General features: G+C 62.0%; 22 protein-coding genes. 12 read left to right on the forward strand and 10 right to left on the reverse strand.

From position 1 onward, the window contains the following. Nucleotides 1–102: 102 nt before the first annotated feature. Nucleotides 103–1425 (forward strand): HD domain-containing phosphohydrolase, encoded by a 1323-nt coding sequence (locus tag Q0T48_RS08120; RefSeq protein ID WP_295954880.1) that lies wholly within the window; start codon nt 103–105, stop codon nt 1423–1425. Between the two features lie 59 nt (nt 1426–1484). On the opposite strand, the gene Q0T48_RS08125 is transcribed toward Q0T48_RS08120, so the two are convergent. Beyond that, complete coding sequence (locus Q0T48_RS08125; protein WP_295954883.1) at nt 1485–2645, reverse strand: acyl-CoA dehydrogenase family protein; 1161 nt, start codon at nt 2643–2645, stop codon at nt 1485–1487. 117 nt (nt 2646–2762) lie between these two features. Next, nucleotides 2763–3497, reverse strand: coding sequence for a hypothetical protein (locus tag Q0T48_RS08130; protein WP_295954886.1), 735 nt, complete (start codon nt 3495–3497; stop codon nt 2763–2765). Nucleotides 3498–3592: 95 nt separating this feature from the next. Between Q0T48_RS08130 and Q0T48_RS08135 the strand changes: the two genes are divergently transcribed. Together Q0T48_RS08135 and Q0T48_RS08140 are read left to right on the forward strand one after the other, a co-directional pair. Then, a complete protein-coding gene (locus tag Q0T48_RS08135) occupies nt 3593–4192 on the forward strand; it encodes a chromate transporter (protein ID WP_295954889.1) in 600 nt (199 codons plus the stop codon). Then, entirely contained in the window at nt 4189–4773 is a 585-nt protein-coding gene (locus Q0T48_RS08140) for a chromate transporter (protein WP_295954892.1), read from the forward strand. The genes Q0T48_RS08135 and Q0T48_RS08140 overlap by 4 nt, the downstream gene beginning before the upstream one ends. A gap of 178 nt (nt 4774–4951) precedes the next feature. On the opposite strand, the gene Q0T48_RS08145 is transcribed toward Q0T48_RS08140, so the two are convergent. From Q0T48_RS08145 to cysS, 3 genes are read right to left on the reverse strand one after another with little or no spacing between them, the layout of a single operon-like run. Beyond that, nucleotides 4952–5929: an acetyl-CoA carboxylase carboxyltransferase subunit alpha gene (locus Q0T48_RS08145; RefSeq protein ID WP_295954895.1), complete on the reverse strand. Its 978-nt coding sequence runs from the start codon at nt 5927–5929 to the stop codon at nt 4952–4954. 46 nt (nt 5930–5975) lie between these two features. Then, nucleotides 5976–6653 carry a DNA-3-methyladenine glycosylase 2 family protein gene (locus Q0T48_RS08150; protein WP_295954899.1) on the reverse strand — a complete coding sequence of 226 codons (678 nt, stop codon included), beginning with the start codon at nt 6651–6653 and terminating at the stop codon, nt 5976–5978. A gap of 46 nt (nt 6654–6699) precedes the next feature. Continuing rightward, entirely contained in the window at nt 6700–8076 is a 1377-nt protein-coding gene (gene cysS, locus Q0T48_RS08155; protein ID WP_295954901.1) for a cysteine--tRNA ligase, read from the reverse strand. 187 nt (nt 8077–8263) lie between these two features. Between cysS and Q0T48_RS08160 the strand changes: the two genes are divergently transcribed. From Q0T48_RS08160 to Q0T48_RS08175, 4 genes are all read left to right on the forward strand, one after another. Next, nucleotides 8264–8824 (forward strand): tetratricopeptide repeat protein, encoded by a 561-nt coding sequence (locus tag Q0T48_RS08160; RefSeq protein WP_295954903.1) that lies wholly within the window; start codon nt 8264–8266, stop codon nt 8822–8824. Nucleotides 8825–8901: 77 nt separating this feature from the next. Then, the gene (locus Q0T48_RS08165; RefSeq protein WP_295954906.1) at nt 8902–9474 is read left to right on the forward strand and encodes a peptidylprolyl isomerase; all 573 of its coding nucleotides are present in this window, start codon (nt 8902–8904) and stop codon (nt 9472–9474) included. Nucleotides 9475–9490: 16 nt separating this feature from the next. Then, entirely contained in the window at nt 9491–9997 is a 507-nt protein-coding gene (locus Q0T48_RS08170; protein WP_295954909.1) for a peptidylprolyl isomerase, read from the forward strand. A gap of 12 nt (nt 9998–10009) precedes the next feature. Then, nucleotides 10010–10804 carry a UDP-2,3-diacylglucosamine diphosphatase gene (locus Q0T48_RS08175; RefSeq protein ID WP_295954912.1) on the forward strand — a complete coding sequence of 265 codons (795 nt, stop codon included), beginning with the start codon at nt 10010–10012 and terminating at the stop codon, nt 10802–10804. A 44-nt stretch (nt 10805–10848) separates the two neighbouring features. Here the strand turns inward: Q0T48_RS08175 and Q0T48_RS08180 are convergent, their stop codons facing one another. The 3 genes from Q0T48_RS08180 to Q0T48_RS08190 all read right to left on the reverse strand — a co-directional run bounded on the left by Q0T48_RS08180 (nt 10849) and on the right by Q0T48_RS08190 (nt 13142). Further along, nucleotides 10849–11754, reverse strand: coding sequence for a LysR family transcriptional regulator (locus tag Q0T48_RS08180; RefSeq protein ID WP_295954914.1), 906 nt, complete (start codon nt 11752–11754; stop codon nt 10849–10851). Between the two features lie 261 nt (nt 11755–12015). Then, the gene (arfB, locus tag Q0T48_RS08185) at nt 12016–12426 is read right to left on the reverse strand and encodes an alternative ribosome rescue aminoacyl-tRNA hydrolase ArfB (RefSeq protein WP_295954916.1); all 411 of its coding nucleotides are present in this window, start codon (nt 12424–12426) and stop codon (nt 12016–12018) included. Next, nucleotides 12423–13142 (reverse strand): SIMPL domain-containing protein, encoded by a 720-nt coding sequence (locus tag Q0T48_RS08190; RefSeq protein ID WP_295955215.1) that lies wholly within the window; start codon nt 13140–13142, stop codon nt 12423–12425. The genes arfB and Q0T48_RS08190 overlap by 4 nt, the downstream gene beginning before the upstream one ends. Nucleotides 13143–13376: 234 nt before the next feature. On the opposite strand from Q0T48_RS08190, the gene ompR reads away from it, so the two are divergent. Next, nucleotides 13377–14108, forward strand: a complete 732-nt coding sequence (ompR, locus tag Q0T48_RS08195) for a two-component system response regulator OmpR (RefSeq protein ID WP_295954921.1) — start codon at nt 13377–13379, stop codon at nt 14106–14108. A 96-nt stretch (nt 14109–14204) separates the two neighbouring features. Continuing rightward, nucleotides 14205–15563: an ATP-binding protein gene (locus tag Q0T48_RS08200; protein ID WP_295955217.1), complete on the forward strand. Its 1359-nt coding sequence runs from the start codon at nt 14205–14207 to the stop codon at nt 15561–15563. Between the two features lie 46 nt (nt 15564–15609). On the opposite strand, the gene ispF is transcribed toward Q0T48_RS08200, so the two are convergent. Then, on the reverse strand, nt 15610–16089 hold the full coding sequence (gene ispF / locus Q0T48_RS08205) for a 2-C-methyl-D-erythritol 2,4-cyclodiphosphate synthase (protein ID WP_295954924.1): 480 nt from the start codon (nt 16087–16089) through the stop codon (nt 15610–15612). Continuing rightward, nucleotides 16089–16814, reverse strand: coding sequence for a 2-C-methyl-D-erythritol 4-phosphate cytidylyltransferase (gene ispD, locus Q0T48_RS08210; protein ID WP_295954927.1), 726 nt, complete (start codon nt 16812–16814; stop codon nt 16089–16091). Before ispD ends, ispF begins: the two co-directional genes overlap by 1 nt. 96 nt (nt 16815–16910) lie before the next feature. Here ispD and mfd point away from each other — a divergent pair, with 96 nt between their 5' ends. From mfd to Q0T48_RS08225, 3 genes are all read left to right on the forward strand, one after another. Beyond that, the gene (gene mfd, locus Q0T48_RS08215) at nt 16911–20390 is read left to right on the forward strand and encodes a transcription-repair coupling factor (RefSeq protein WP_295954929.1); all 3480 of its coding nucleotides are present in this window, start codon (nt 16911–16913) and stop codon (nt 20388–20390) included. Nucleotides 20391–20572: 182 nt separating this feature from the next. Then, on the forward strand, nt 20573–21787 hold the full coding sequence (locus Q0T48_RS08220) for an MFS transporter (protein WP_295954932.1): 1215 nt from the start codon (nt 20573–20575) through the stop codon (nt 21785–21787). A gap of 213 nt (nt 21788–22000) precedes the next feature. Beyond that, a complete protein-coding gene (locus Q0T48_RS08225; protein WP_295954934.1) occupies nt 22001–22969 on the forward strand; it encodes an alpha/beta hydrolase in 969 nt (322 codons plus the stop codon). Nucleotides 22970–22994 lie beyond the last annotated feature (25 nt).

A 22994-nucleotide genomic window follows, 5' to 3' on the forward strand; every position in this document is an offset into this window, starting at 1 on the left:
CCCGGTTCAGGGTGTTTATACGGCTTTCACCCAGCGCAGAATCCCGTCTTTACAAGCAGGATAAAAGTCGCCTGTGTTACAAACATAGACATGCCTGATGCCGTGACCGAATCCCAATATTTTGCCAAGGCGGTATCGCAACTGGGCAGCGAACGGGGCATGCAGACCAACCGCCCGGTGATGGGTGCGAACGGCATCAAGATCCTGGACAAAGGTGCCCGGGTTACCCCCAGGCTGTACGAACGCCTGGTGCAACACCACCCCACCACGCCGCTGCAAGATGCCATCGAGATTGATGCCGCCGTCAGCGGCAAAAACCTGCGCGCTATTGGCGAAGAGCTGCTCGACAGCAACCTGGTCTTCTCGCGCATGGCCGAAAAGCCCGAAGACCGCAAGCTGCTGCTCGACTGCCTGGAGGCCGTGCCGCTGCCGACCGCCATCGTCTTCCAGCTGACCGTGGTGCGGGATGTGCACCCCGGCCAGTTCCGCTACTTTGTGGCGACCGCGCTGACCGCCGTATGGCTGGGCAACCGCCCGCAGGCGATGCGCAATGACCTGGTCATGCTGGCCGCCGCCGGGCTGCTACACGACCTGGGCATGATGCACATCGACCCGGTTTTGCTGGAGCCCAGCGCCGAGATCAGCCCCGAGCAGCGCCGCCAACTCTATTCGCACCCGCTGGTATCGGTGCTGCTGCTAGAGCGCCATTCCGAATACCGCAACGAGATGCTGCGCGCCGTGCGCGAACACCACGAGGTGCTGGACGGCTCGGGCTACCCTGCCGGGCTGGCGGCCACAGCCATCGGGCCCTGGGGCCGGATTGTGTCGCTGGCGCAGGTAGTGGCATCGCTGGTGCGCCCTGGCCGCAGCCATGCGCTGCTGCGTTTGTCGGTGCTGCTGCGCACCAACCGGCACCGTTACGACAACGCGCTGATCAACCGCATGCTGCCGCTGCTGCAACTGCGACCAGGCGTAGACACCGAGCCCACGGACACCATCGACAACCCGGTCGCCGACCCGGTACGCCACCTCAAGGCAATTCACCACGCGTTGCGGGGCTGGCCCGATGCCCTGGCGCAAGACATGCGTTTGTCGGCGGCGCGGCGCAGTGGGCTGGTATCCATAGGCGAGCGCTGCGCGCGTATCCACCGCACCATCATCGAATCGGGCGTGGCACCCGACCAGTTGCAAAGCCTGGATGCCGACTCCATCACCGGGCTGCTGGCGGACGAGCTGTCACTGATCACCCGCGAGCTGGCCTGGCAACTGCGCGCCGTGGAGCGCGAGGCCCGCAGGCGCTGGGCCGCCACCGCCGGTGAGAAGCTGCCCGAGAACCTGGCGGTGTGGGCCAACGAAGTGGAAACCGTCTGCGCGGACCTGGTAGACCGCAGCACCTCAGCCGTGGTGCAGAGCGAGAAAATTTAAACGAAATCGGCTTCTAGCGTATATTTCACCTACGCAGTTAGCTACTTTTATAATAGCATCTAGCTACCCAACCCCATGGCCCGGGTAATCACTTCTTTCATGATTTCGTTGGTGCCGCCGTAGATGCGCTGCACCCGGGCATCGGCGTAGGCACGGGTGATGGGGTATTCCCACACATAGCCGTAGCCGCCGAAAAGCTGCACGCATTCGTCCATCACTTTGCACTGCAGGTCGGTGGTCCAGTACTTGGCCATGCTGGCGGTGGCGGTGTCCAGCCGGTCCTGCAGCAGCAACTCGGTACAGCGATCGATGAACACCTGGGCCACCTGCACCTCGGTTTGCAGCTCGGCCAGGGTGAAGCGGGTGTTTTGGAAGCTGGATACCGGCTGGCCGAACACCTTGCGCTCTTTCACGTAGGCCACGGTCCAGTCGATGGCCGCCTGGGCCGCCGCCACGGCGGTGATGGCGATTTGCAGGCGCTCCCAGGGCAACTGCTCCATCAGGCAGATGAAACCCTTGTTTTCATGCAGGCTGCCGCCCAACAATTGCTCCGGGGCCAGATGCACATTGTCAAAAAACAGCTCGGCCGTGTCTTGCGCCTTCATGCCCAGCTTTTTGAGACGCTTGCCCACGCTAAAGCCAGGCATACCGCGCTCGACCAAAAACAAACTGGTGCCCTTGGCCCCGGCCGCCGGATTGGTCTTGGCCACCACCACCACCAGGTCGGCGTGCCAGCCGTTCGTGATGAAAGTCTTGCTGCCGTTGAGCCGGTAGCTGCCGTCAGGCTGTTGGATCGCGGTGGACTGGATGCCTTGCAGGTCCGACCCGGCGGCCGGTTCGCTCATGGCAATCGCGCCCACCATGGCCCCGCTGGACATCTGCGGCAGGTACTTGGCTTTTTGCGCGGGCGTGGCGTAGTGCAGCAGGTAAGGGGCCACGATTTCGCTGTGCAGGCTGTAGCCGATGCCGGTGATGCCCGCCCGGGCCAGCTCTTCCATCTGCACCACTGAATACAGCTTGTCGGCCCCCGAGCCGCCAAACTCTTCGGGCATGGAGGTGCATAAAAACCCGTTGGTCCCGGCCTTGTGCCATACGGCCCGGTCCACATAACCCTGCTCTTCCCAGGCGGCATGGAAAGGGACGATTTCTTTGTCGACAAAGCGGCGAAAGCTGTCGCGAAATGCGGCGTGGTCGGGGCTGAAAAGGGTGCGTTCAATCATGCGGAGGGGTGGTGGTTTTAAGACCAAATCAATGTACCGCAGCACCCCACAGGGCTGCCACCACGTTTCCCCCCATCACCCGCCCACATCCTCCTTTTAGAGGATAAATACGGTGGCTTAATTGCGGTGTTCCCGCGCTGCCCGCACGCCACGCGCCAACACCACCGACGCCAGCAGCAGTCCGTACATGCTGAGTATTTGCACCCGCAGGTTCTGCAAAGACTCGGCCCGCGCGCCATCGGCGGCTTCGTTGCCAAGCTGGGGCAAAGGGGCCTGCGGCAGCAAGGCACCCACCTCTTGCGCCATGTGCAAAAAACCGGCGGCGGCCAGGCAGGGCAACAGCAGCGCCGCGGCCGCCCAGGACCAACGCCAGCGGTGGTAACCCGGCCGTTTGCGCAAGGCCATGTGCAAACCCATGCAGCCATGCAACCAGCCGGGTGCCAGCAGCGCCAGTTGGCGGCCCTCAGAGCCGGTATGTAGCAGGGCTGTGACCACCCGCTGGTACTGCGGCACCAGGCCATACCACTCGTACGCCATGCGGGTCGCCACCGCGTGGCCCACCAGCAGCATGGGAATGGCCAGGCCCGCGCCAATCCGCAGCAGCTCCACCGCGGGCAGTCGCAGCGTGGGCCGCTGGTACAGCCCCAGCATGGCCAGCACCAGGTGCACCGCAAATGCGCTGTACAACATCAAGGTACCCAGTGCGCTGTGCCACACCACCAGCGCCACCCGCAGACCCTGCTCTGCCGCATCCAGCGACACCAGGCCCAGAGCATGGTTGAGCAGGTGCGAAGCCACATACACCCACAGCACCACACCCGAACCCAGGCGCAGGGCACGTGAAGTCGGCATGGGAAGGGTGGGCGTGCGCATAAATAACGAGTGGATGGAAGATGGTATCGGCAAGCCGCGCAACCTGCAGCGCGGGCCGTGGCGATAATCCAGCCATGAGCTCTTTGCCTTCTGCGCCCCCCTCCTCCGCACCCGCATCTGCGCTGCACCAGCCCCAGTCCCCTACCGACTTGTTCATGTCCTTTACCTGGCTGGCCCTGCAGGGCTTTGGCGGCGTGCTGGGCGTGGTGCAACGCGAATTGGTCGAGAGAAAACGCTGGATGACCAACGAAGAATTCCTCGAAGACTGGGCCGTGGCGCAGATCATGCCCGGCCCCAACGTGCTGAACCTGGGGGTAATGATCGGTGACCGCCACTTCGGCCTGCGCGGGGCCCTGGCGGCATCGGCAGGCTTGCTGGCCGTGCCGCTGCTGGTGGTGTTGGCCCTTGCCCTGGCCTATGCCCAGTACGCCGACCACCCGGCCGTAGGCGGTGCCTTGCGCGGCATGGGCGCAGTGGCGGCGGGCCTGATTTGCGCGACCGGCCTGCGCCTGCTGCGGGCCGTGCGCCGCCACGTGATGGGCATCGCGCTGTGTGCCGTGCTGGGGGTGCTGACCTTTGTGCCCATCGCCCTGCTGCACTGGCCGCTGATCTACGTGCTGCTGTCCATCGGCGGCGCGGCCTGCGTGCAAACCTACCGCAAGCTGGCACCATGAACGCCCTGCACCAGATCACCATGCAGGCGCTGGACTGGCTGAGCCTGTGGTGGCACTTCAGCGCGCTGTCGCTGCTGGCCGTGGGTGGCGCGATCACGGCGGCACCGGACATGCACCGCTTTCTGGTGGAACAACAGCATTGGCTGACCAACGAGCAGTTCAACGCATCCATCGCTATCGCCCAGGCCGCGCCGGGGCCGAATATTCTGTTTGTCGCCCTGATGGGCTGGAACGTGGGGCTCAATGCCGGTAGCTACGCCACCGCCCTGCTGGGCATGGCCTGCACCATGCTGGGCCTCTTGCTTCCCAGTACCACGCTGATGTGGTTCTCGGCCCGCTGGGGCCACCGCAACCGCGAACTGCGCGCCGTGCGGGCCTTCAAACAGGGCATGGCCCCGATCGTAATTGCGCTGATGCTGGCCACTGGCTGGCTGCTGTCCAGCGCCCAACACGGACCGAACCGCGACTGGCCCCTGTGGCTGATGACCGCCCTCAGTGCCCTGATCGTCTGGCGCACCAAAATCCACATTCTGTGGCTACTGGCAATCGGTGCCTTTTTAGGGGCGATGGGCTGGGTGTGACGCTATTTTTTCAATAGCTCCCCCCGCTTGCCTCATAAGCGCTAGCGGCCTAAAAAGCATATAAATATGGAATAAAAAACCCTTCCATAAACAGCATGGAACTGGCTCCGCCAAGCCGCTGCTGCTGCCCCCTGCAAGGGGGTTAGCGAAAACACGAAGTGTGTAGCCTGGGGGTGTGCTACTTACTTTCAGCTTTGGTATCGGTGAACCGGCCGTAGCTTTGCAGGCGGTCGTAGCGGCGGTCCAGCAGCTCCTTGACCTTCAAATCGCCAACCTGGCGGTAGGCATCGTTCAGGGCGCGCTTCAAGAAGGCAGCCATTTGCTTGTGGTCGCGGTGTGCGCCGCCCACGGGTTCGTTAACGATCTTGTCGATCACGCCCAGCGCCTTGAGGCGGTGGGCGGTGATACCCAGAGCTTCGGCAGCTTCGGAGGCTTTGTCGGAAGTCTTCCACAAAATCGACGCGCAGCCTTCTGGGCTGATCACCGAATAGATCGAATATTGCAGCATCATCACCTGGTCGGCCACCGAGATCGCCAGCGCGCCGCCGGAGCCGCCTTCGCCGATGATGGTGGTGATGATGGGCACTTCCAGCTGCGCCATCTCGAAGATGTTGCGGCCGATGGCCTCGGACTGGCCGCGCTCTTCCGCGTCAATGCCAGGGTAGGCACCGGGCGTATCCACAAAGGTAAACACCGGCAGGCCGAATTTTTCGGCTGTTTTCATCAGGCGCAGGGCTTTGCGGTAGCCCTCGGGCTTGGTCATGCCGAAGTTACGCAGGCCGCGCTCTTTGGTGTCGCGGCCTTTTTGGTGGCCCAGCACCATGCAGGCGATACCGTTGAAACGGGCCAGGCCGCCGACGATGCTCAGGTCGTCCGAGAAATGGCGGTCGCCGTGCAGTTCCACGAAATCGGTGAAGATTTCATTCACGTAGTCCAGCGTGTAGGGGCGCTCGGCGTGGCGGGCAATCTTGGTGATCTGCCAAGGCGTGAGCACGCTGTAGATGTCTTTGGTGAGCTGCTGGCTTTTTTTGCTGAGCTGGTCGATTTCTTCAGAAATATCGACGGCCGACTCGGTCTGCACGTAGCGCAGCTCTTCGATTTTGGTTTCCAGGTCCGAGATGGGTTGCTCGAAGTCGAGAAATGTTCTTTTAGCCAAGGCTTAACTCCTGTGTGACTTGGCACTGGGCCAAGTCGTGTCCTAATTATTTCGGTACATCGGTAGCTGGCACCGGTGCCAAAGACCGCCAAATATACCAAGTTGCCACGCTGCAAAACGGTGCCCAGGCGGCGGCCACTTCGCGGGCCTCGCTGCGGCTCACCGGGTCGCCGGAAAAGTAGTTTTGGCTAATGCCATTAATCAGGCCCACATCGTCCAGCGGCAGCACATTGGGCCGCATCATGTGGAAGATGAGGAACATCTCAGCCGTCCAGCGGCCAATGCCGCGAATGGCCACCAGCTCGGCAATGATGGCCTCGTCGTCCATCTCTTCCCAGGCCTGCACGTGCAGCTTGCCGGCGTCGAAATGCAGAGCCAGATCGACCAGATATTCAACCTTGCGGGCGCTCAGGCCCGCGGCGCGCATGTCGTCCACCTTGAGCTTGAGCACGTTTTGCGGGGACATCTGCTCGGGCAGTTGGACGAACTTGCCCCACACGGTTTGCGCGGCTTTCACCGAAATCTGCTGGCCCACCACGCTGCGCGCCAGGGTGGTGAACGCGTCGCCGCGGGTTTCCAGGCACACATCGCCAAACTGCGGGATCAGCCGCTTCATCACCCGGTCTTTTTTGACCAGGTGTTTGCGCGCTTCGGTCCAGTAGGCGGGGGTAAAAACTGCGGAATTGGCAACAGGCTCAGTTGCTACTTTTTTAAGAGCTACCACCGCATGTTCCACCTGGGCTGGAGACCTAAAACCTTTAAATTTTCCATCATGCCGCTTCCCAGGTCGTGCCGCCGGCTGCGTCCTTGAGGGCGATGCCATGGGCCAGCAGGTGCTGGCGAATGCGGTCGGCCTCGGCAAAGTTGCGGGTGGCTTTGGCCTCGGCGCGCTGGCCGATGAGGGCCAGGATGGCCGCATCGTCGAGCCCGGCACCGGCTTGCAAAAACGCCTTGGCGCTGCCTTGCAGCAAACCCAGCGTGTTGCCCAAGGCTTGCAACAGCCCCGCCAAATCGGCCGACTGGGTACGGTTGACTTCAGAAGCCAGGTCAAACAGCACGGCCAGCGCTTCGGGCGTACCAAAGTCTTCGTCCATCGCGGCTTTAAAGCGGGCTGCAAAGGGCTGGGTCCAGTCGATGGCGGCGGGCACGAGCGGCTCCAACAGGCTCAGCGCGGTGTACAGACGCTTCAAGGCGGTACGGGCATCAATCAGATGCGCATCGCTGTAGTTCAGCGGGCTGCGGTAATGGGTGCGTACCAGGAAGAAGCGCAGGGTTTCCGCGTCAAATTTCTGCAGCACGTCGCGGATGGTGAAGAAGTTGCCCAGACTTTTGGACATCTTTTCGTTGTCTACCCGCACAAAGCCGTTGTGCACCCAGAAGCGCGCCAGCGGCTTGCCGGACGCGCCTTCGCTCTGGGCGATTTCGTTCTCGTGGTGCGGAAACTGCAGATCGGCACCGCCGCCGTGGATGTCAAAGCTCTCGCCCAAAGTCTGGCAGGACATGGCCGAGCACTCGATGTGCCAGCCGGGGCGGCCCGGGCCGAAGTCGCTGGGCCAGATGGCATCGGCGGGCTCGGTGGGTTTGGCGGCTTTCCACAGCACAAAGTCCAGTGGGTCGTCCTTGCCATCCAGCACCGCCACGCGCTCACCGGCGTGCAGCTCGTCCAGCGATTTGCCCGACAACTGGCCATAGCCGGAGAATTTGCGCACAGCAAAGTTCACATCACCCTGCGGTGTGCGGTAGGCCAGGCCTTTGTGCTCCAGCATGCCGATCAGGTTCAGCATCTGCGGCACGTAATCGGTGGCGCGGGGCTCCAGCGTGGGCGGCTGGATACCCAGCAAGGCGATGTCCTGGTGCATGGCCAGAGTCATCTCGTTGGTCAGGGCGCGGATGGTGATGCCACGCTGCACGGCGCGGGCAATGATCTTGTCGTCGATGTCGGTGATGTTGCGCACATAGGTGACGCGCAGGCCACTGACCTTGAGCCAGCGCTGCACCACATCAAACGCCATCATCATGCGGGCGTGGCCGATGTGGCACAGATCGTAGATCGTCATGCCACACACGTACATGCGCACATGGCCGGGCTCGATGGGGGAAAACTCTTCGGTGGCACGCGACAGCGTGTTGTAAATGCGCAAACTCATGGAATCTAATAATGCCGCAGAACGCCAAGTGGCTCAACGGGTGGTGTCAGTGGGTGGGGGCGGTAGCCGGATGCAAAACCGGGGTGCGATAAGCGGCATCAGACCCCTCGGCTACAATCCTGAGCAGTATATCGCCCCGCGTTTGGGCATGGGATCCACCCTGTTTGCACCTTGTTGTAGAGGCTTTATGTCACATTCCTTGCCGCGTTTGTCTGTTGTTTTGCGCCTTCTTGCGGCTACGGCGCTTGTCGCCTCGGCGGCAGTCCACGCCGATGACTATGGCGATGTCAGCCAGTTGCTGAAGACAGGCAAGTTGGCCGAAGCCCAGGCCAAAGCCGATCTGTACCTGACTGTCAAACCCAAAGACCCGCAAATGCGCTTCCTGAAGTCGGCTGTGCAGTCGGCCGCAGGCCAGCCCGCCGAAGCCATTACCACGCTGACCGCGTTGACCCAAGAATTCCCCGAGTTACCCGAGCCGTACAACAACCTGGCCGTGCTCTATGCCAGCCAGAACCAGTATGACAAGGCCCGCACCACGCTGGAAATGGCCGTGCGCATCAACCCCACCTACGCCACCGCCTACGAGAACCTGGGCGATGTGTATGCCAAGATGGCCAGCCAGTCGTACAGCAAATCGTTGCAGCTCAACGCTACCAACACCCAGGCCTCACAAAAAGTAGCTTTGCTGAAGACCGTTCTGGCGCCTGCCGCACCGGCAACACCGGTAGCACCCGCCAAGACCAAGTAAACCTGCGCGGCGCATCGACAGGGCAGCGCAACAGCTGCCCTTTTTGCCTTTTTAATCCCTCTTTAGCGCTCTCTGCCATGACCTTCTCTCTCTCCAAACGCGCCCTGGTGCTCGCCTGCGCCCTGTGGGCATCCCACGGCGCTTTTGCCGCCGATGCACCAAAGCTCAAGTTCGCCACCTCGCTGGGCGACTTTGTGGTCGAGGTCTACCCCGACAAAGCGCCCAAAACGGTAGAAAACTTCTTGCAGTATGCCAAAGACAAACACTATGAAGGCACCGTATTCCACCGCGTGATGGACGGCTTCATGGTGCAAGGCGGAGGCTTCACCGCTGACATGAAAGAAAAGTCCACCCGGCCCCCAGTGCCTTTGGAAGCCAGCAACGGCCTGAAAAACGACCGCGGTACCATCTCCATGGCGCGTACCAACAACCCGAATTCGGCCACCGCGCAGTTCTTCATCAACGTGCAAAACAACGCCAGCCTGAACGCGCCCTCCCCTGACGGCTATGGCTACACCGTGTTTGGCAAAGTTGTCAGCGGCATGGACGTGGTGGACAAAATCCGCGTTGTGCCCACCGGCAACAAAGGCCCGTTCCAAAACGTCCCGCTGACCCCGGTCAGCATCCAATCCGTCACCCTCGTTAAATAAAAAAGGAATCCTTGCCATGAGCAACCCTAAAGTCGAACTCCACATTGCCAACCGCGGCGTGATCACCCTGGAACTGGACGCTGAAAAGGCCCCTAAGTCGGTCGCCAACTTCCTGGCCTACGTGGCCAAGGGCCATTACGACAACACCGTATTCCACCGTGTCATCCCCGGCTTCATGGTCCAAGGCGGCGGTTTTGAGCCCGGCATGAAGCAAAAAGGCAGCGACAAGCCGATCGACAACGAAGCCAACAACGGCTTGAAGAACGACAACTACACCGTCGCCATGGCCCGCACGAATGATCCGCACTCGGCCACCGCCCAGTTCTTTATCAACGTGGCCAATAACGGCTTCCTGAACCACACCGCCATCTCGTCGTCGGGCTGGGGCTATGCCGTATTCGGCAAGGTTGTCTCGGGCGCCGAAGTGGTCGATGGCATCAAGGCCGTCAAGACTGGCAACAAGGGTGGCCACGGCGATGTGCCTTTGGAAGACGTGATCATCGAAAAAGCCGTAGCCATCTAAACGGACTTCAGCGTGACCCCGACCGTGCCCCCGGTGGCGGAGCTCATCGCTCCCACCCACTGGCGCACGGTCGCTTGCATTTCAGACCTGCATTTGCAGGCCAGCGAACCCACTACCTTTGCCGCCTGGCAGCACAGCATGGCGAGCACGACGGCAGATGCTGTATTCATTCTGGGCGATTTGTTTGAGGTTTGGGTGGGCGACGACGCGCTGGATGCCGACCCGGCCGGTTTCGATGCCGCCTTCGTGCAGGTGCTGCGCGACACCGCCCGCCAACGCCCGGTTTTCTTCATGCACGGCAACCGCGACTTCTTGGTGGGCCGCGCCTGCCTGGATGCCTGCGGTGTCACCCTGCTCGGCGACCCCACGGTATTGCAGTTTGCCGGGCGGCGCTGGCTGCTGAGCCATGGCGACGCGCTGTGCCTGGACGATGTGGACTACCTGCAGTTCCGCGCTGTGGTGCGCAGCCCGCAGTGGCAACAAGATTTTTTAGCTAAGCCACTGGCCGAGCGCCAGCAAATCGCCCGTGGCATCCGCAGCCAGAGCGAAAGCCGCAAACGCAGCGGCGTGGTGTACGCCGATGTCGACACCGTCGCAGCCACCGAATGGCTGCACGCGGCCCGTGCCACGGTGCTGGTCCACGGCCACACACACCGTCCGGCGCGGCACGACCTGGGAGAGAGTTTGCAGCGCTGGGTCCTCAGCGACTGGGATGCCGCCGCCCATCCACCGCGTGGTGAACTGCTGTGCCTGTCGGCCACAGGTGTACAGCGCGTGCCACTGGATGCGCACGGATTTTATACATAAAATTAGCCTCTAGCGTATATCAAATATACACATACAGCTATATTTTACATAGCATTATCCCAGGCTGGCTCTGGACCCCATTGCGCAGCCAAAAAGTCCAGCAAGGTACGCAGCGTAGCCGGTTGGTGGCGGTGCGATACATACATGCCATAGATCCCCAGCGCGGCCGGTTGCCAGTCGGGCAATACGGCCACCAGCGCGCCGCTGCGCGGCATGGGGGTCACCATGAAGGTGGGCAACATCGCCATGCCTCCGCCCGCCAGCACCGCCTGCAGCAGGGTCGATGCCTCGTTGGCGCTGAGGTTGCCGCTGACTTGCACGGCGGTATCCACCCCGTCACGGCCCAGATTCCACTGGCTTTTGGCAAACCGCGAGTAGGTCAGGCAATTGTGTTCGGCCAGGTCCTCCAGGGTTTGCGGCGTACCAACGCGGGCCAGGTAGTCCGGCGCAGCGCACACCACCGACCGGCATACCGACAGCTTGTGGGCAATCAGGCCGGGGTCGACCTCATTGGTGATGCGTACGGCCAGGTCAACCCGGTCTTCGACCATATTGGGTATATGGTCGCCGAGCTGCAAATCCACCCGGGTCCGCGGATAGCGGGCCAGGTAGGCAACCAGTGCCGGTGCTAAATGGGTCTGGCCCAAAGCCACGCTGGCTACCACGCGGATCGGGCCGTGCGGCTCGGTATCGCGCTGGCCCACCACCTGCTCTACATCGTTTACCAGTTCTAACAATTGGCGACTGCGGGCGACACAGGCCTCGCCCGCTTCCGTGAGCGAAAGGCGGCGGGTAGAGCGTTGCAGCAAACGCGTGCCTAACCATCGCTCCAGCTCTGCGATGTGGCGTGTCACCATGGCCCGGGACATGCCCAGTGTTTCGGCGGCGGCGGTGAAGCTGCCACGCGTGACCACCTCGCTAAATACGCGCATGGCGGAAATTCGGTCCATACCCAATCCTTGTGGTCTATTTTTTACACAACCAATGGGTCGTTCTGGCCACGATTGAATCACGAAACAAGGCGAATTCGATTGAAATTCGTATGCAACAAATTATACCGACACATCTATGTACGATTTAATTTTCAATTAAATCTATGAAGACCTGCGTGTAATTCGCCATCTATCGCAGAAGTGCATGGCAAAGTGAGGCTTATTGGCCTCGTTGAAAGGCTCACCTCACGTAATGTCGAGCCGCCAAAGAACCGGGATTTATTCGTTGACCTTGCCGCGCAGCGCCTTGGTGCTGGCGCGCTGGTTTTTACCTTCTAGCCGCCGCTGCTTGGAGCCGTAGGTGGGTTTGGTGGCACGGCGTACCAGCGGGGCCTGGGCGACGCTGTTGACCAGCGCCTCCAGCCGCTGCAGTGCGTCGGCACGGTTTTGGTCTTGGCTGCGGTGTTGCTGGGCTTTGAGCACCACCACGCCGAGCTGCGTGATGCGGCTGTCACGCAGTATCAGCAGCCGCTCTTTCACGTCTGGCGGCAGGCTGGACGCGCCAATGTCAAAGCGCAGATGCACTGCGCTGGACACCTTATTGACGTTTTGTCCGCCGGCACCCTGCGCCCGAATGGCGGTCATTTCGACCTCCTCCGGGTCAATGCTCAGCGGGCGAAAGTAAATCATTTCAGCTGCACTGCACCAGACACCATAACCTGCACGGTGCTTTTGCCCGCTTCCACCGGTACGGCCATGTCGCTGGATGCCATCTTGGCCTCCATCGCCATCATGCGCGGGCGCGGCATGCCGCCCGTATCGGACGCGTTGACGGAGACCTCGCGCAGGCTGTAGCTGGCAAAGCCGAAGCCTTTGGCGATCTCGCCCGCCTTGGCCTTGAACTGCTCAATCGCCATCGCCTGCGCCTGGCCTTCGACCTGGGTGCGCTGGCTGCGGCTTAGGCCAAAACTGACATTGCCCATGGTCAGCGTGCTGATTTTGCCTGCGGTGCTGGCGATCCGGGCAAAGTCGCGGCCCTCCAGCACCAGCTCGGTACTGCCCTGCCAGCCCACGATTTTGCTGTCTTTGCCGTAGCGCGGGAACAGGCTGAAGTTGCCCGTACGCGCATCCAGCTGGCCGGGTTGCACGGCTTTTTTGGCTTCGTTCAACGCCGCCTCCAGCGCGACTTTGAGCTGGGTTTGCACCACGCCCGCGTCGGTGCCGTCGCGGCTGGTGCTCAGCACCATGGTCAGCAGGTCTTGCTGCACCTCGACGGCTCCGCTGGCCGACAACTGCACCACGTTATGCGGCACCTGGCCAGGACCACTTTCTTGAGAAAAAACGCTTCCAGCGCACACCAGCAATGCAGTAGCAGCTATCGATTTGGTAACGGAATTCAAAACCATGGACATGCGGTACTTTCAAAAAATTAAAGGATGAACACAGGTAACGGGTGCGGCACAGATTGCGCAGACCTAGACCTCTAATAAAAACAGTATTTACCGTAAAAAACTACCGCACAAAGCACACTGGACCGTATGCAAAATTTGTAACATACTGTCAATGCAAGGTCTAATCGTCGGTTTTTGGCAGTTACACACTGCAAAATCGCCCTGTTACATATTACCGGTACACAGACTATGAACCAGACTGCCAACCGCCCAGACAAGATTTTGGTGGTCGATGACGACTCCCGCATCCGCGATCTGTTGCGCCGCTATTTGATGCAAGAAGGCTTTGAAGTCATGCTGGCCGAAGACGGCAAAGCACTCAGCCGCATCATGTTGCGCGACACCGCCGACCTGATCGTGCTGGACCTGATGATGCCCGGAGAAGACGGCTTGAGCATTTGCCGCCGCCTGCGCGCCGCCAACGACCGCACCCCCATCATCATGCTCACCGCCAAGGGCGAGGACATCGACCGCATTGTCGGTCTGGAAGTGGGTGCCGACGACTACCTGGGCAAACCGTTCAACCCGCGTGAACTGCTGGCCCGCATCCATGCCGTGCTGCGCCGCCGCCCAGTCAAAGAGGCACCCGGCGCGCCGTCCATCGACAACGAAATCATCACTTTTGGCCCGTTCTCGTTCGACCTCGGCTCCCGCACCCTGAACCGCAACGGCGAAGAACTGCCGCTGACCACCGGTGAATTTGCCATGCTCAAGGCCCTGGTGCGCCACCCGCGCCAGCCGTTGTCGCGCGAAAAACTGGCCCTGCTGGCCCGCGGCCGCGAGTTCGAACCGTTCGACCGCAGCTTGGACGTGCAGGTATCACGCCTGCGCAAGCTGGTGGAGGTAGATGCCGCCGCCCCCCGCTTCATCCAGACCGTGTGGGGAGTGGGTTATGTGTTTGTACCAGACGGCGCGGGTTGATCGCTTTTGAGTAAATCCCCCTCTCGCCGCCTGTCAGACTATCAGCTGAACGACGCGGCAGACCTTTCCGATGGCACCAGTCCAGCTCCGCTGGAGATGCTGCCAAGCAAATCGCACCTGTCCCGCCAGATGGTGGTGGTCAGCCTGTTCTGGCGCACCTTCTTTTTGCTTGCAACCCTGCTCATGGGCAGCATGCTGGCCTGGCTGGCGACACTGCGGGCTCTGGACTTCACGCCCCGCGCCGTCCAGACAGCGCAACAAATCGCCTCCCAGGTCAACCTGAGCCGCGCCGCCCTGATGCATGTGGATGCCATCGCCCGCGTCTCGCTGATCAAAACCATGGCCGACACCGAGGGTGTGCGCATCGTGCCGCGCGAACCCAAAGACCAGTTTCTGCCCTTCGACAACGATGCCCTGAGCGAACGCGTCGCCCAGGAACTCAAAAGCATCCTCGGCCCGGCCACCGTGGTGGCGCGCAGCGTCAACGGCATCAACGGCCTGTGGGTGGGTTTTGACATCAACGGCGATGCCAACTGGCTGCAGCTGGACCGCGAACGCTTCAACCCCGGCAGCAACAAAACCTGGCTGATCTGGCTGTTGACCATCGGCGGGCTGTCGCTCACAGGCGCGGCGCTGATTGCCCGCCTGATCAACCGCCCGCTCAAACAACTGTCATTTGCCACCAGCCGGGTGCGCGAGGGCGACTTCGATGCCAGCCACCTGGACGAACGCGGCGTGACCGGCGAGGTGCGCGAGGTCAACATCGGCTTCAACCGCATGGCGCAAAAGCTGGCCAAGATCGAACAGGACCGCGTGGTCATGCTGGCCGGTATCTCGCACGACTTGCGCACGCCGCTGGCCCGCCTGCGGCTGGAAACCGAGATGAGCGTGGCCGACGACGATGCCCGCGACCACATGGTGGCCGACATCGAACAGCTCGATGCCATCATCGACAAATTTCTGGACTATGCCCGGCCCGGCCACGCCAAGCTGAGTCCCGTGTCGCTGAACCAGGTGCTGGAATCCAGCCTGTACGCCGTGCTGGAGTACGAAGACATGCGCATCCAACTCAATGTCGATGCGCCGCTGATGGTGCTGGCCGACGAGGTAGAACTCGGCCGCGTCATCGCCAACTTGCTGGAAAATGCCCGCCGCTACGGCAAATCGCCCGACACTGGCATTGCCGTGGTGGATATCGCCGCCAAGGCCCGGGACGACTGGGTGCTGCTGAAAGTGCGCGACCACGGCCAAGGGGTCAATCCCGAACAGCTCAGCAGCCTGTCCAAGCCCTTCTTCCGGGGCGATACCGCCCGCACCGAAGCCACGGGCGCAGGCCTGGGCCTGTCGATTGTGGACAAAGCCATCCAGCGCATGGGCGGCGAGTTTGAGCTGACCAACACCGCATCGGGCGGCCTGGCAGCGCACATCAAGCTCCAGCGCGCCCCCAAAACCTGATTTATAAGAAATAGGCCTCATGTGCTTATTGCACCTACACGAGCAGCTATTTTTTATATAGCAAAACTACCGCCCGCGCCTCGATGCTCTGGCCTAGGCCGACCGGGCCCATCTTCTCCGCCGTCTTGGCCTTGATGTTGATCTGCTCCAACACCAAGCCCAAACCGCTGGCGATGCGCGCGCGCATGGCCGGGATGTGCGGCATCATTTTGGGGGCCTGGGCGATGATGGTGCTGTCGATGTTGCCGATCTGGTAGCCCTGGGCCGCCACCCGGCGCAGCGCCTCCACCAACAGCACCATGGAATCCGCACCTTTGAACTGCGGGTCGGTGTCAGAGAAATGCGTGCCGATATCACCCAGCGCGGCCGCGCCCAGCAGGGCATCGGTGATGGCGTGCAACAGCGCGTCGGCATCCGAATGGCCGAGCAGGCCCATGCTGTGGGGAATCTCCACGCCGCCCAAAATCAGCTTGCGGCCCGCCACCAGGACGTGTACATCCCAACCTTCTCCAATACGAAACGGCATCAATCTGTCCTCTTTAAATAGCGGCTCTGCAATACGGCCTCGGCCAGTGCGAAATCTTCGGGATAAGTTACTTTGAAATTCTGGGCACTGCCCAGCACTAATTTAGGTTGCAAACCTAGAGCTTCGATGGCGCTGGACTCGTCAGTCACCTCGGCCCCGGCCGATTCCAGCGCCCTGGACAGCATGCCAATGCGGAACATCTGCGGGGTTTGCGCCAGCCATTTGTCGGCCCGCGGCACGGTGGCGGCCACCCGGCCTTGGACCTCGGCTTTCAGCGTGTCGGGCAGTTTGTGGGCCAGCAGGCCACCAACGGCATCAAACTGGCAGGCATCGATCAGCGTGTTGATCTGCGCCGGAGTGATCAGGCAGCGGGCGGCATCGTGCACCAGCACCCAGTCGTCGGCCAGCGCGCCTTGCTCGAACAAATCGTGCAGCCCGTTGGCCACCGATGCGGCCCGGCTGGTGCCGCCGCAGTCAGACACCACGCAGGGCGCGCTTTGGTGCTCAAAAAAATCATCGCCCACCGCTACTACCACCAGCACATCGGCTATGCGCGGCACGCTGGCGAAGGCGGCCAGGGTGTGCATCACCATAGCCTGCCCTGCCACGGTTTGGTATTGCTTGGGCAGATCCGGGCTGCCCGCGGCGATGGCGCGGCTGCCCACACCGGCGCAGGGAATCAGGGCGAAAAAGCGGGGTATCGGGGGCTTGGGTTCGATAGACATTGCCTGCATTCTAAAATCACGCTCATCCACACCCCCCGCCCTCGTGCCGGGGGGTGTTTTTGCATTCCTGAATCAGCCCAACCGCAACCACCGCCCATGGACCTCCCCAAACTCACCCCCGGCAAACGCTTCACCCTACCCCGCCCCCAAGGTTCGGCCGATGCGGTGCTGCTGGCCCAGCTGGCCCTGCGGGAAAAGGCCAAGGGTTCGCTGACAGCGATCGTCACCTCGGATGCCAGCGACGCACAGCGGCTGATGGACGAAATGGTATTTTTTGCGCCCAGCCTGCGCTGCGCCCTGTTTCCCGACTGGGAGACCCTGCCCTACGACACGTTTTCGCCGCACCAGGACCTGATCAGCGAGCGCCTGGCCACCCTATGGCGCATTTCCCAACGCGACAAGACCACCGGGGCTGACGTGGTGATCGTGCCAGCCACCACCGCGCTGTACCGCCTGGCCCCGCCCAGCTTCATGGCGGGCTACACCTTCCAGTTCAAGACCAAGCAAAAACTCAACGAGGCCAAGCTCAAGGCCCAGTTGACCCTGGCGGGCTACAGCCACGTGACCCAGGTGGTCAGCCCTGGTGAATATGCCGTACGCGGCGGCCTGATCGACCTGTTCCCCATGGGCAGCGCCGTGCCTTACCGGGTAGATTTGTTCGATGACGAGATCGACAGCATCCGCACCTTCGACCCCGACACCCAGCGCAGCCTGTACCCGGTGCCCGAAGTGCGCCTGCTGCCTGGGCGCGAATTTCCCATGGACGACGAGGCCCGCGCCAAGTTCCGCAGCCGCTGGCGTGAATTATTGGAAGGCGACCCGACCAAGAGCCGCATCTACAAAGACATGGGCAACGGCGTGGCCACCGCCGGTATCGAGTACTACCTGCCGCTGTTCTTTGAAGACACGGCCACCGTGTTTGACTACATCGGTACAGACGCCACCGTGGTGCTGCATGGCGACCTCGAGCCCTCGCTGCAGCGCTTCTGGCAAGACACCAAGGAGCGCTACCGCCTGGTGCAGGGCGACCTGGACCGCCCGGCCCTGCCGCCCGAATCGCTGTTTCTAGGCACCGAGCAGTTCTACGCCCTGACCAACCAGCACGCGCAACTTGCCCTGCGTAATGTGGATGTGACCAGCGACACCGGGTTTGAGGCCCTGCCCCTGCTGTCGGTGGCGCGCGGTGCCGAAGACCCGCTGACCCAGCTGAAGATGCACATCCAGCGCACGCCCCACCGGGTGCTGCTGCTGGCCGAAAGCGATGGCCGCCGCGAGAGCCTGCTGGACCTGCTGCGCGCCAGCCAGGTCAGCCCGCCTGCGTTCGACTCGCTGGAAGACTTCCAGACCAGTACCGAGAAAGTCGGCATCGCCACCGCCGCACTCAACAGCGGTTTCAGCTGGATGGCCGAAGGCATCGACTTCGTCACCGAGACCGAGCTGTTTGCCGCCGGGCCCACCACCCGCCGCCGCAAGAAGCAGGAGCAGGTCAGCGATGTCGAAGCTCTGATCAAAGATTTGAGCGAGTTGACACTGGGCGACCCTGTCGTGCACTCGGCCCACGGCATTGGCCGCTACAAAGGCCTGGTGCACCTGGACCTGGGCCAGGGCAAAAATGCCGACGGCACACCGGTATTGCAGGAATTTTTATTTCTGGAGTACGCCGACAAGGCCACGCTGTACGTGCCGGTCAGCCAGCTACAGCACATCAGCCGCTACACCGGCGTGAGCGCCGACGAAGCGCCCTTGCACCGTCTGGGCTCGGGCCAGTGGGAAAAAGCCAAGCGCCGCGCCGCCGAGCAGGTGCGCGACTCGGCCGCCGAGCTGCTCAACATCTACGCCCGCCGGGCCGCCCGCGAAGGCCACGCCTTCCGCTACTCGCCTAACGACTACGAGGTGTTTGCCAACGACTTCGGCTTTGAGGAAACCCCCGACCAGGCGGCCGCCATCCACGCGGTGATCCAGGACATGATCAGCCCGCGCCCCATGGACCGCCTGGTCTGCGGCGATGTGGGCTTTGGCAAGACCGAGGTGGCCCTGCGCGCCGCCTTCATCGCCATCACCGGCGGCAAACAGGTGGCCCTGCTGGCCCCCACCACCTTGCTGGCCGAGCAGCACTACCAGACCCTGGTGGACCGCTTCGCCAAGTGGCCGGTCAAGGTGGCCGAGGTGTCGCGCTTCCGCTCGGGCAAGGAAATCACCGCCGCTCTGAAAGGAATAGCCGAAGGCGGCGTGGACATTGTGGTGGGCACGCACAAGCTACTCAGCGAATCGACCAAGTTCGCGAATCTGGGCCTGCTGATCATCGACGAGGAGCATCGCTTTGGCGTGCGCCACAAGGAGCAGATGAAATCACTGCGCGCCGAGGTCGATGTGCTGACCCTCACCGCCACACCGATTCCCCGCACCTTGGGGATGGCGCTGGAAGGCCTGCGCGACCTGAGCGTGATCGCCACCGCGCCGCAGCGCCGCCTGGCCATCAAGACCTTTGTGCGCACCGAGGGTAATGGCGTGATCCGCGAAGCCGTGCTGCGCGAGCTGAAGCGTGGCGGCCAGGTGTACTTTTTGCACAACGAAGTCGAAACCATCGAAAACCGCCGCCAAAAGCTGGAAGAACTGCTGCCCGAAGCCCGTATTGCCGTGGCCCACGGCCAGATGCCCGAGCGCCAACTCGAATCGGTGATGCGCGACTTTGTGGCCCAGCGCTTCAACGTGCTGCTGTGCTCCACCATCATTGAAACCGGCATCGACGTGCCCAGCGCCAACACCATCGTGATGAGCCGTGCCGACAAGTTCGGCCTAGCCCAGTTGCACCAACTGCGCGGCCGCGTGGGCCGCAGCCACCACCAAGCCTACGCCTATTTGATGGTGCCCGACCTGGAAGGACTCACCAAGCAGGCCAGCCAACGCCTGGACGCAATCCAGAAAATGGAAGAGCTCGGATCCGGCTTCTACCTGGCCATGCACGATCTGGAAATCCGCGGCGCGGGCGAGGTGCTGGGCGAAAACCAGAGCGGCAATATGCTGGAGGTGGGTTTCCAGCTCTACAACGAGATGCTGAACGAAGCCGTGCGCTGCCTGAAAGCGGGCATCGAGCCGGATCTGATGAACCCGATGAACGTCACCACCGAGATCAACCTACACGCCCCAGCCCTGCTGCCCAACGACTACTGTGGCGATGTACACCTGCGCCTCAGCTTCTATAAGAAACTGGCCACCGCCAAAACCACCGACCAGATCGACGCGCTGCTGGAAGAAATCGTGGACCGCTTCGGCAAGCTGCCCACCCAGGCCCAAACCCTCATCGACGGCCACCGCCTGCGGGTGCTGGCGCGCCCCTACGGCGTGGTCAAGGTAGATGCCGCGCCGGGCGTGATCAACATTACCTTCAAGGTCAACCCACCCATCGAGCCGATGCGCATCATCGAGCTGATTCAGAAGAACCGGCATATCAAGCTGGCGGGCAACGAGAAGCTGCGGATTGAGCGCGAACTGCCGGAGCCTAAAGACCGTGCGCAAATGGTGCGCGATGTGCTGCGCAGCCTAGGGCAGCCAATCGCCGAGGCCGTTGCCGCCTAGCCTGTAGTCCGGACCGGCGCACTGTCTTTGTCCACCAAAATGGCGCACGAAGACGGTGTACCGCACCAAAATCCAGCGCTTGCGCGGGGTGCGCGCCGCAAACGGGCGGATTTACGGCGATTTTTGGCTGGCACGGGTTTCGCTTTGGTGCATGTATCCACATAACATCAAGGACATGCACCATGGCGGGATTCCGCAGTTTCCTCAAGAGCGGGCACTCCCCCACGCTCTTCGCTTCGTTTTTGTATTTCGCGTTTTCCTGCTGCATCTGGGTGCTCAACGGGGCCATGGCGCCGTTCATCTCCGAGACCTTCAGCCTCAGCCCGGCGCAAAAGGGCCTGATGCTGTCCATCCCCATCATGGCCGGGGCGCTGATGCGCTTTCCGCTAGGCCTGCTGTCGCAATACATTGGCCGCAAGAAAGCCACGCTGGTCGAGATGGGCATGATCATGGTGGCCATGCTGTTTGGGTTTTTCTTTGTGAAAAGCTTCAACGACCTGCTGGCCATGGGCGTGCTGCTGGGCATTGCCGGGGCCAGCTTTGGTGTGGCCTTGTCGCTGGGCTCGGGCTCGTTCCCGCCCAAGCACAAGGGCCTGGCCATGGGCCTGGTGGGCGCGGGCAATGTCGGCACCGCGGTCTGCGTGCTGGTGGCACCGCCCCTGGCCCAGGCGTTTGGCTGGGTCACGGTATACGGCTTTGCGGCGGCGGCGATTGCCATCCCGATGGGGGTGATGGTGGTGTTTGCCCAGGAGCCGCCCGATTTGGACCCCCACGCCAGCTTCAAGGAACACATTGCCTGCTTGTTTGAAAAAGACGGCTGGGCCTTCAGCCTGATCTACGCCGTGACCTTTGGCGGCTTCATCGGCTTGATCACTTTCCTGCCCACCTATTACTACGACCAGTTTGGTGTGAGCAAGGTGCAGGCCGGGCAGCTGACCATGCTGGCGGCTTTCATGGGCGCGGCACTGCGGGTGTTTGGCGGTTGGATTTCCGACCGCTGGGGCGGTGTCAACACCCTGAACATCGTGCTGATGACCGTGGCCGTGACACTGGTGGCCTGCGGCCTGGCCAGCGGTTCGCTGGTGCTGACAACGCTACTGATGATTCTGTGCTTTGCCGCCCTGGGCGCAGGCAATGGCGCGTTGTTCCAGCTGGTTCCTTTGCGCTGGCCTTTAGCTACCGCCGTGGCCGGTTCGATGATTGGTGAAATCGGTGCCCTCGGCGGCGGCTTGGTGCCCAACGCCATGGGCCTGTCCAAGCAATACGCGGGCAGCTACATGTGGGGTTTCATTTTGTTCGCCGGTCTGGCGGTGGTGATGCTGTTCATGCTGCGCATCATGCAAGTGCGCTGGACAAGAACGTGGGCTGAGAAGGGTGGACGGGCGCGCAGCGCCTGAAAGCTACGCAGCACAGCACCGAACTTTTAGCGGCTATTACAGCCTGACACCAAGCGATGCGCTAGGTGTTTGATAATCCAAGAATGAATATGTCGTTCTTGTGCGCCTTGGCTCTACCTTCTCTGTGGGCCAGCGCAAACCTTTTGTCTTGTTTTTGACATGGTGAGAGCATCCACTACGTCCTTGCCAGACCACCAGAAGCCACCTGAAGCCGTGCCATCCCAACCCATCCGACGGCGCACCACGGTCTTGCGCATGCCACAAGACGCGGTGCCTGCGTACCTGAAGCCGTCAAGTCGCACCACGGTGGCCCCCCTTCCCAAAGCACCACCGCCTCCACCGGCAGAACCCCTGCCCCTGTTGTCAGTAGACGCTTTGCGCGCCCGCATGGGCCCTGGCGCGCGCGACGAAACCATGCCGCCGCACACCATGAGCTACACGCCGATGGGAGCGCGGGCCTTCGTCAGTGCAGGCACGGGCGGGCCGACCGTGTTGTTTGAAGCAGGTTTGGGCCATGGCAAAAATGCCTGGGGCCGCATCTTCAACGAAATCAGCGCCATCAGCCATACCGTCGCTTACGACCGGGCGGGCTATGGCCAGAGCGAGCTCTCCAAGCAGCCCCGCGACGGCTTGCAGATCCTGCGCGAACTGCGCGCCTTGCTGCAAACCGAAGAAATCAAACCACCCTACGTGCTGGTGGGCCATTCACTGGGCGGCACCATTGTCAAGCTGTTTGCCAAAACCTACCCCCTTGAGGTCGCCGGGGTGGTGCTGGTGGACGCGCGCCACGCAGAGTTTTCCAAGCGCTGCAAGCAACTCGGCGTACACCGCATGTGGTATGAGCCGCCCGCGTTGTTGTTTGCCATGGCCTCCAGTGCAACAAGGGCGGAGATGGCCTCTGCGGCACTCACCGCCCGCCAGGTCCGACGGGCCGGAGAATTCCCCCCTGTGCCGCTAATCGTGCTCAGCCAAGACCGCACCACCAGCCGCTGGCCCGAGCGCATTGGCAAAGTGTGGGATGCCAGCCAGCGCAACATGGCCAAAATGTCGCGCCTGGGCCGCATGAAGATAGTGGGCGACAGCGGCCACAACATCCACCACGACCAACCCGACATGGTCACCACCGCCATCCTCAGCGTGATTGCAGCAGCCCGCTACGCGCAAGCCAAAAACAAAAGCTGATTGCTACAAATTTAATAGCTACTAG

It is taken from the genome of Rhodoferax sp. (assembly GCF_025354435.1).
Lineage (GTDB): Bacteria > Pseudomonadota > Gammaproteobacteria > Burkholderiales > Burkholderiaceae_C > Rhodoferax_B.

Bases quoted from the DNA above. Each gene is read 5' to 3' on its own strand.
- Q0T48_RS08125 (WP_295954883.1), bottom strand. From the start codon at position 2,645: ATGATTGAACGCACCCTTTTCAGCCCCGACCACGCCGCATTTCGCGAC.
- Q0T48_RS08130 (WP_295954886.1), bottom strand. From the start codon at position 3,497: ATGCCGACTTCACGTGCCCTGCGCCTGGGTTCGGGTGTGGTGCTGTGG.
- Q0T48_RS08135 (WP_295954889.1), top strand. From the start codon at position 3,593: ATGAGCTCTTTGCCTTCTGCGCCCCCCTCCTCCGCACCCGCATCTGCG.
- Q0T48_RS08140 (WP_295954892.1), top strand. From the start codon at position 4,189: ATGAACGCCCTGCACCAGATCACCATGCAGGCGCTGGACTGGCTGAGC.
- cysS (WP_295954901.1), bottom strand. From the start codon at position 8,076: ATGAGTTTGCGCATTTACAACACGCTGTCGCGTGCCACCGAAGAGTTT.
- Q0T48_RS08160 (WP_295954903.1), top strand. From the start codon at position 8,264: ATGTCACATTCCTTGCCGCGTTTGTCTGTTGTTTTGCGCCTTCTTGCG.
- Q0T48_RS08165 (WP_295954906.1), top strand. From the start codon at position 8,902: ATGACCTTCTCTCTCTCCAAACGCGCCCTGGTGCTCGCCTGCGCCCTG.
- Q0T48_RS08170 (WP_295954909.1), top strand. From the start codon at position 9,491: ATGAGCAACCCTAAAGTCGAACTCCACATTGCCAACCGCGGCGTGATC.
- Q0T48_RS08180 (WP_295954914.1), bottom strand. From the start codon at position 11,754: ATGGACCGAATTTCCGCCATGCGCGTATTTAGCGAGGTGGTCACGCGT.
- arfB (WP_295954916.1), bottom strand. From the start codon at position 12,426: ATGATTTACTTTCGCCCGCTGAGCATTGACCCGGAGGAGGTCGAAATG.
- Q0T48_RS08190 (WP_295955215.1), bottom strand. From the start codon at position 13,142: ATGGTTTTGAATTCCGTTACCAAATCGATAGCTGCTACTGCATTGCTG.
- ompR (WP_295954921.1), top strand. From the start codon at position 13,377: ATGAACCAGACTGCCAACCGCCCAGACAAGATTTTGGTGGTCGATGAC.
- Q0T48_RS08200 (WP_295955217.1), top strand. From the start codon at position 14,205: ATGCTGCCAAGCAAATCGCACCTGTCCCGCCAGATGGTGGTGGTCAGC.
- ispF (WP_295954924.1), bottom strand. From the start codon at position 16,089: ATGCCGTTTCGTATTGGAGAAGGTTGGGATGTACACGTCCTGGTGGCG.
- ispD (WP_295954927.1), bottom strand. From the start codon at position 16,814: ATGTCTATCGAACCCAAGCCCCCGATACCCCGCTTTTTCGCCCTGATT.
- mfd (WP_295954929.1), top strand. From the start codon at position 16,911: ATGGACCTCCCCAAACTCACCCCCGGCAAACGCTTCACCCTACCCCGC.
- Q0T48_RS08220 (WP_295954932.1), top strand. From the start codon at position 20,573: ATGGCGGGATTCCGCAGTTTCCTCAAGAGCGGGCACTCCCCCACGCTC.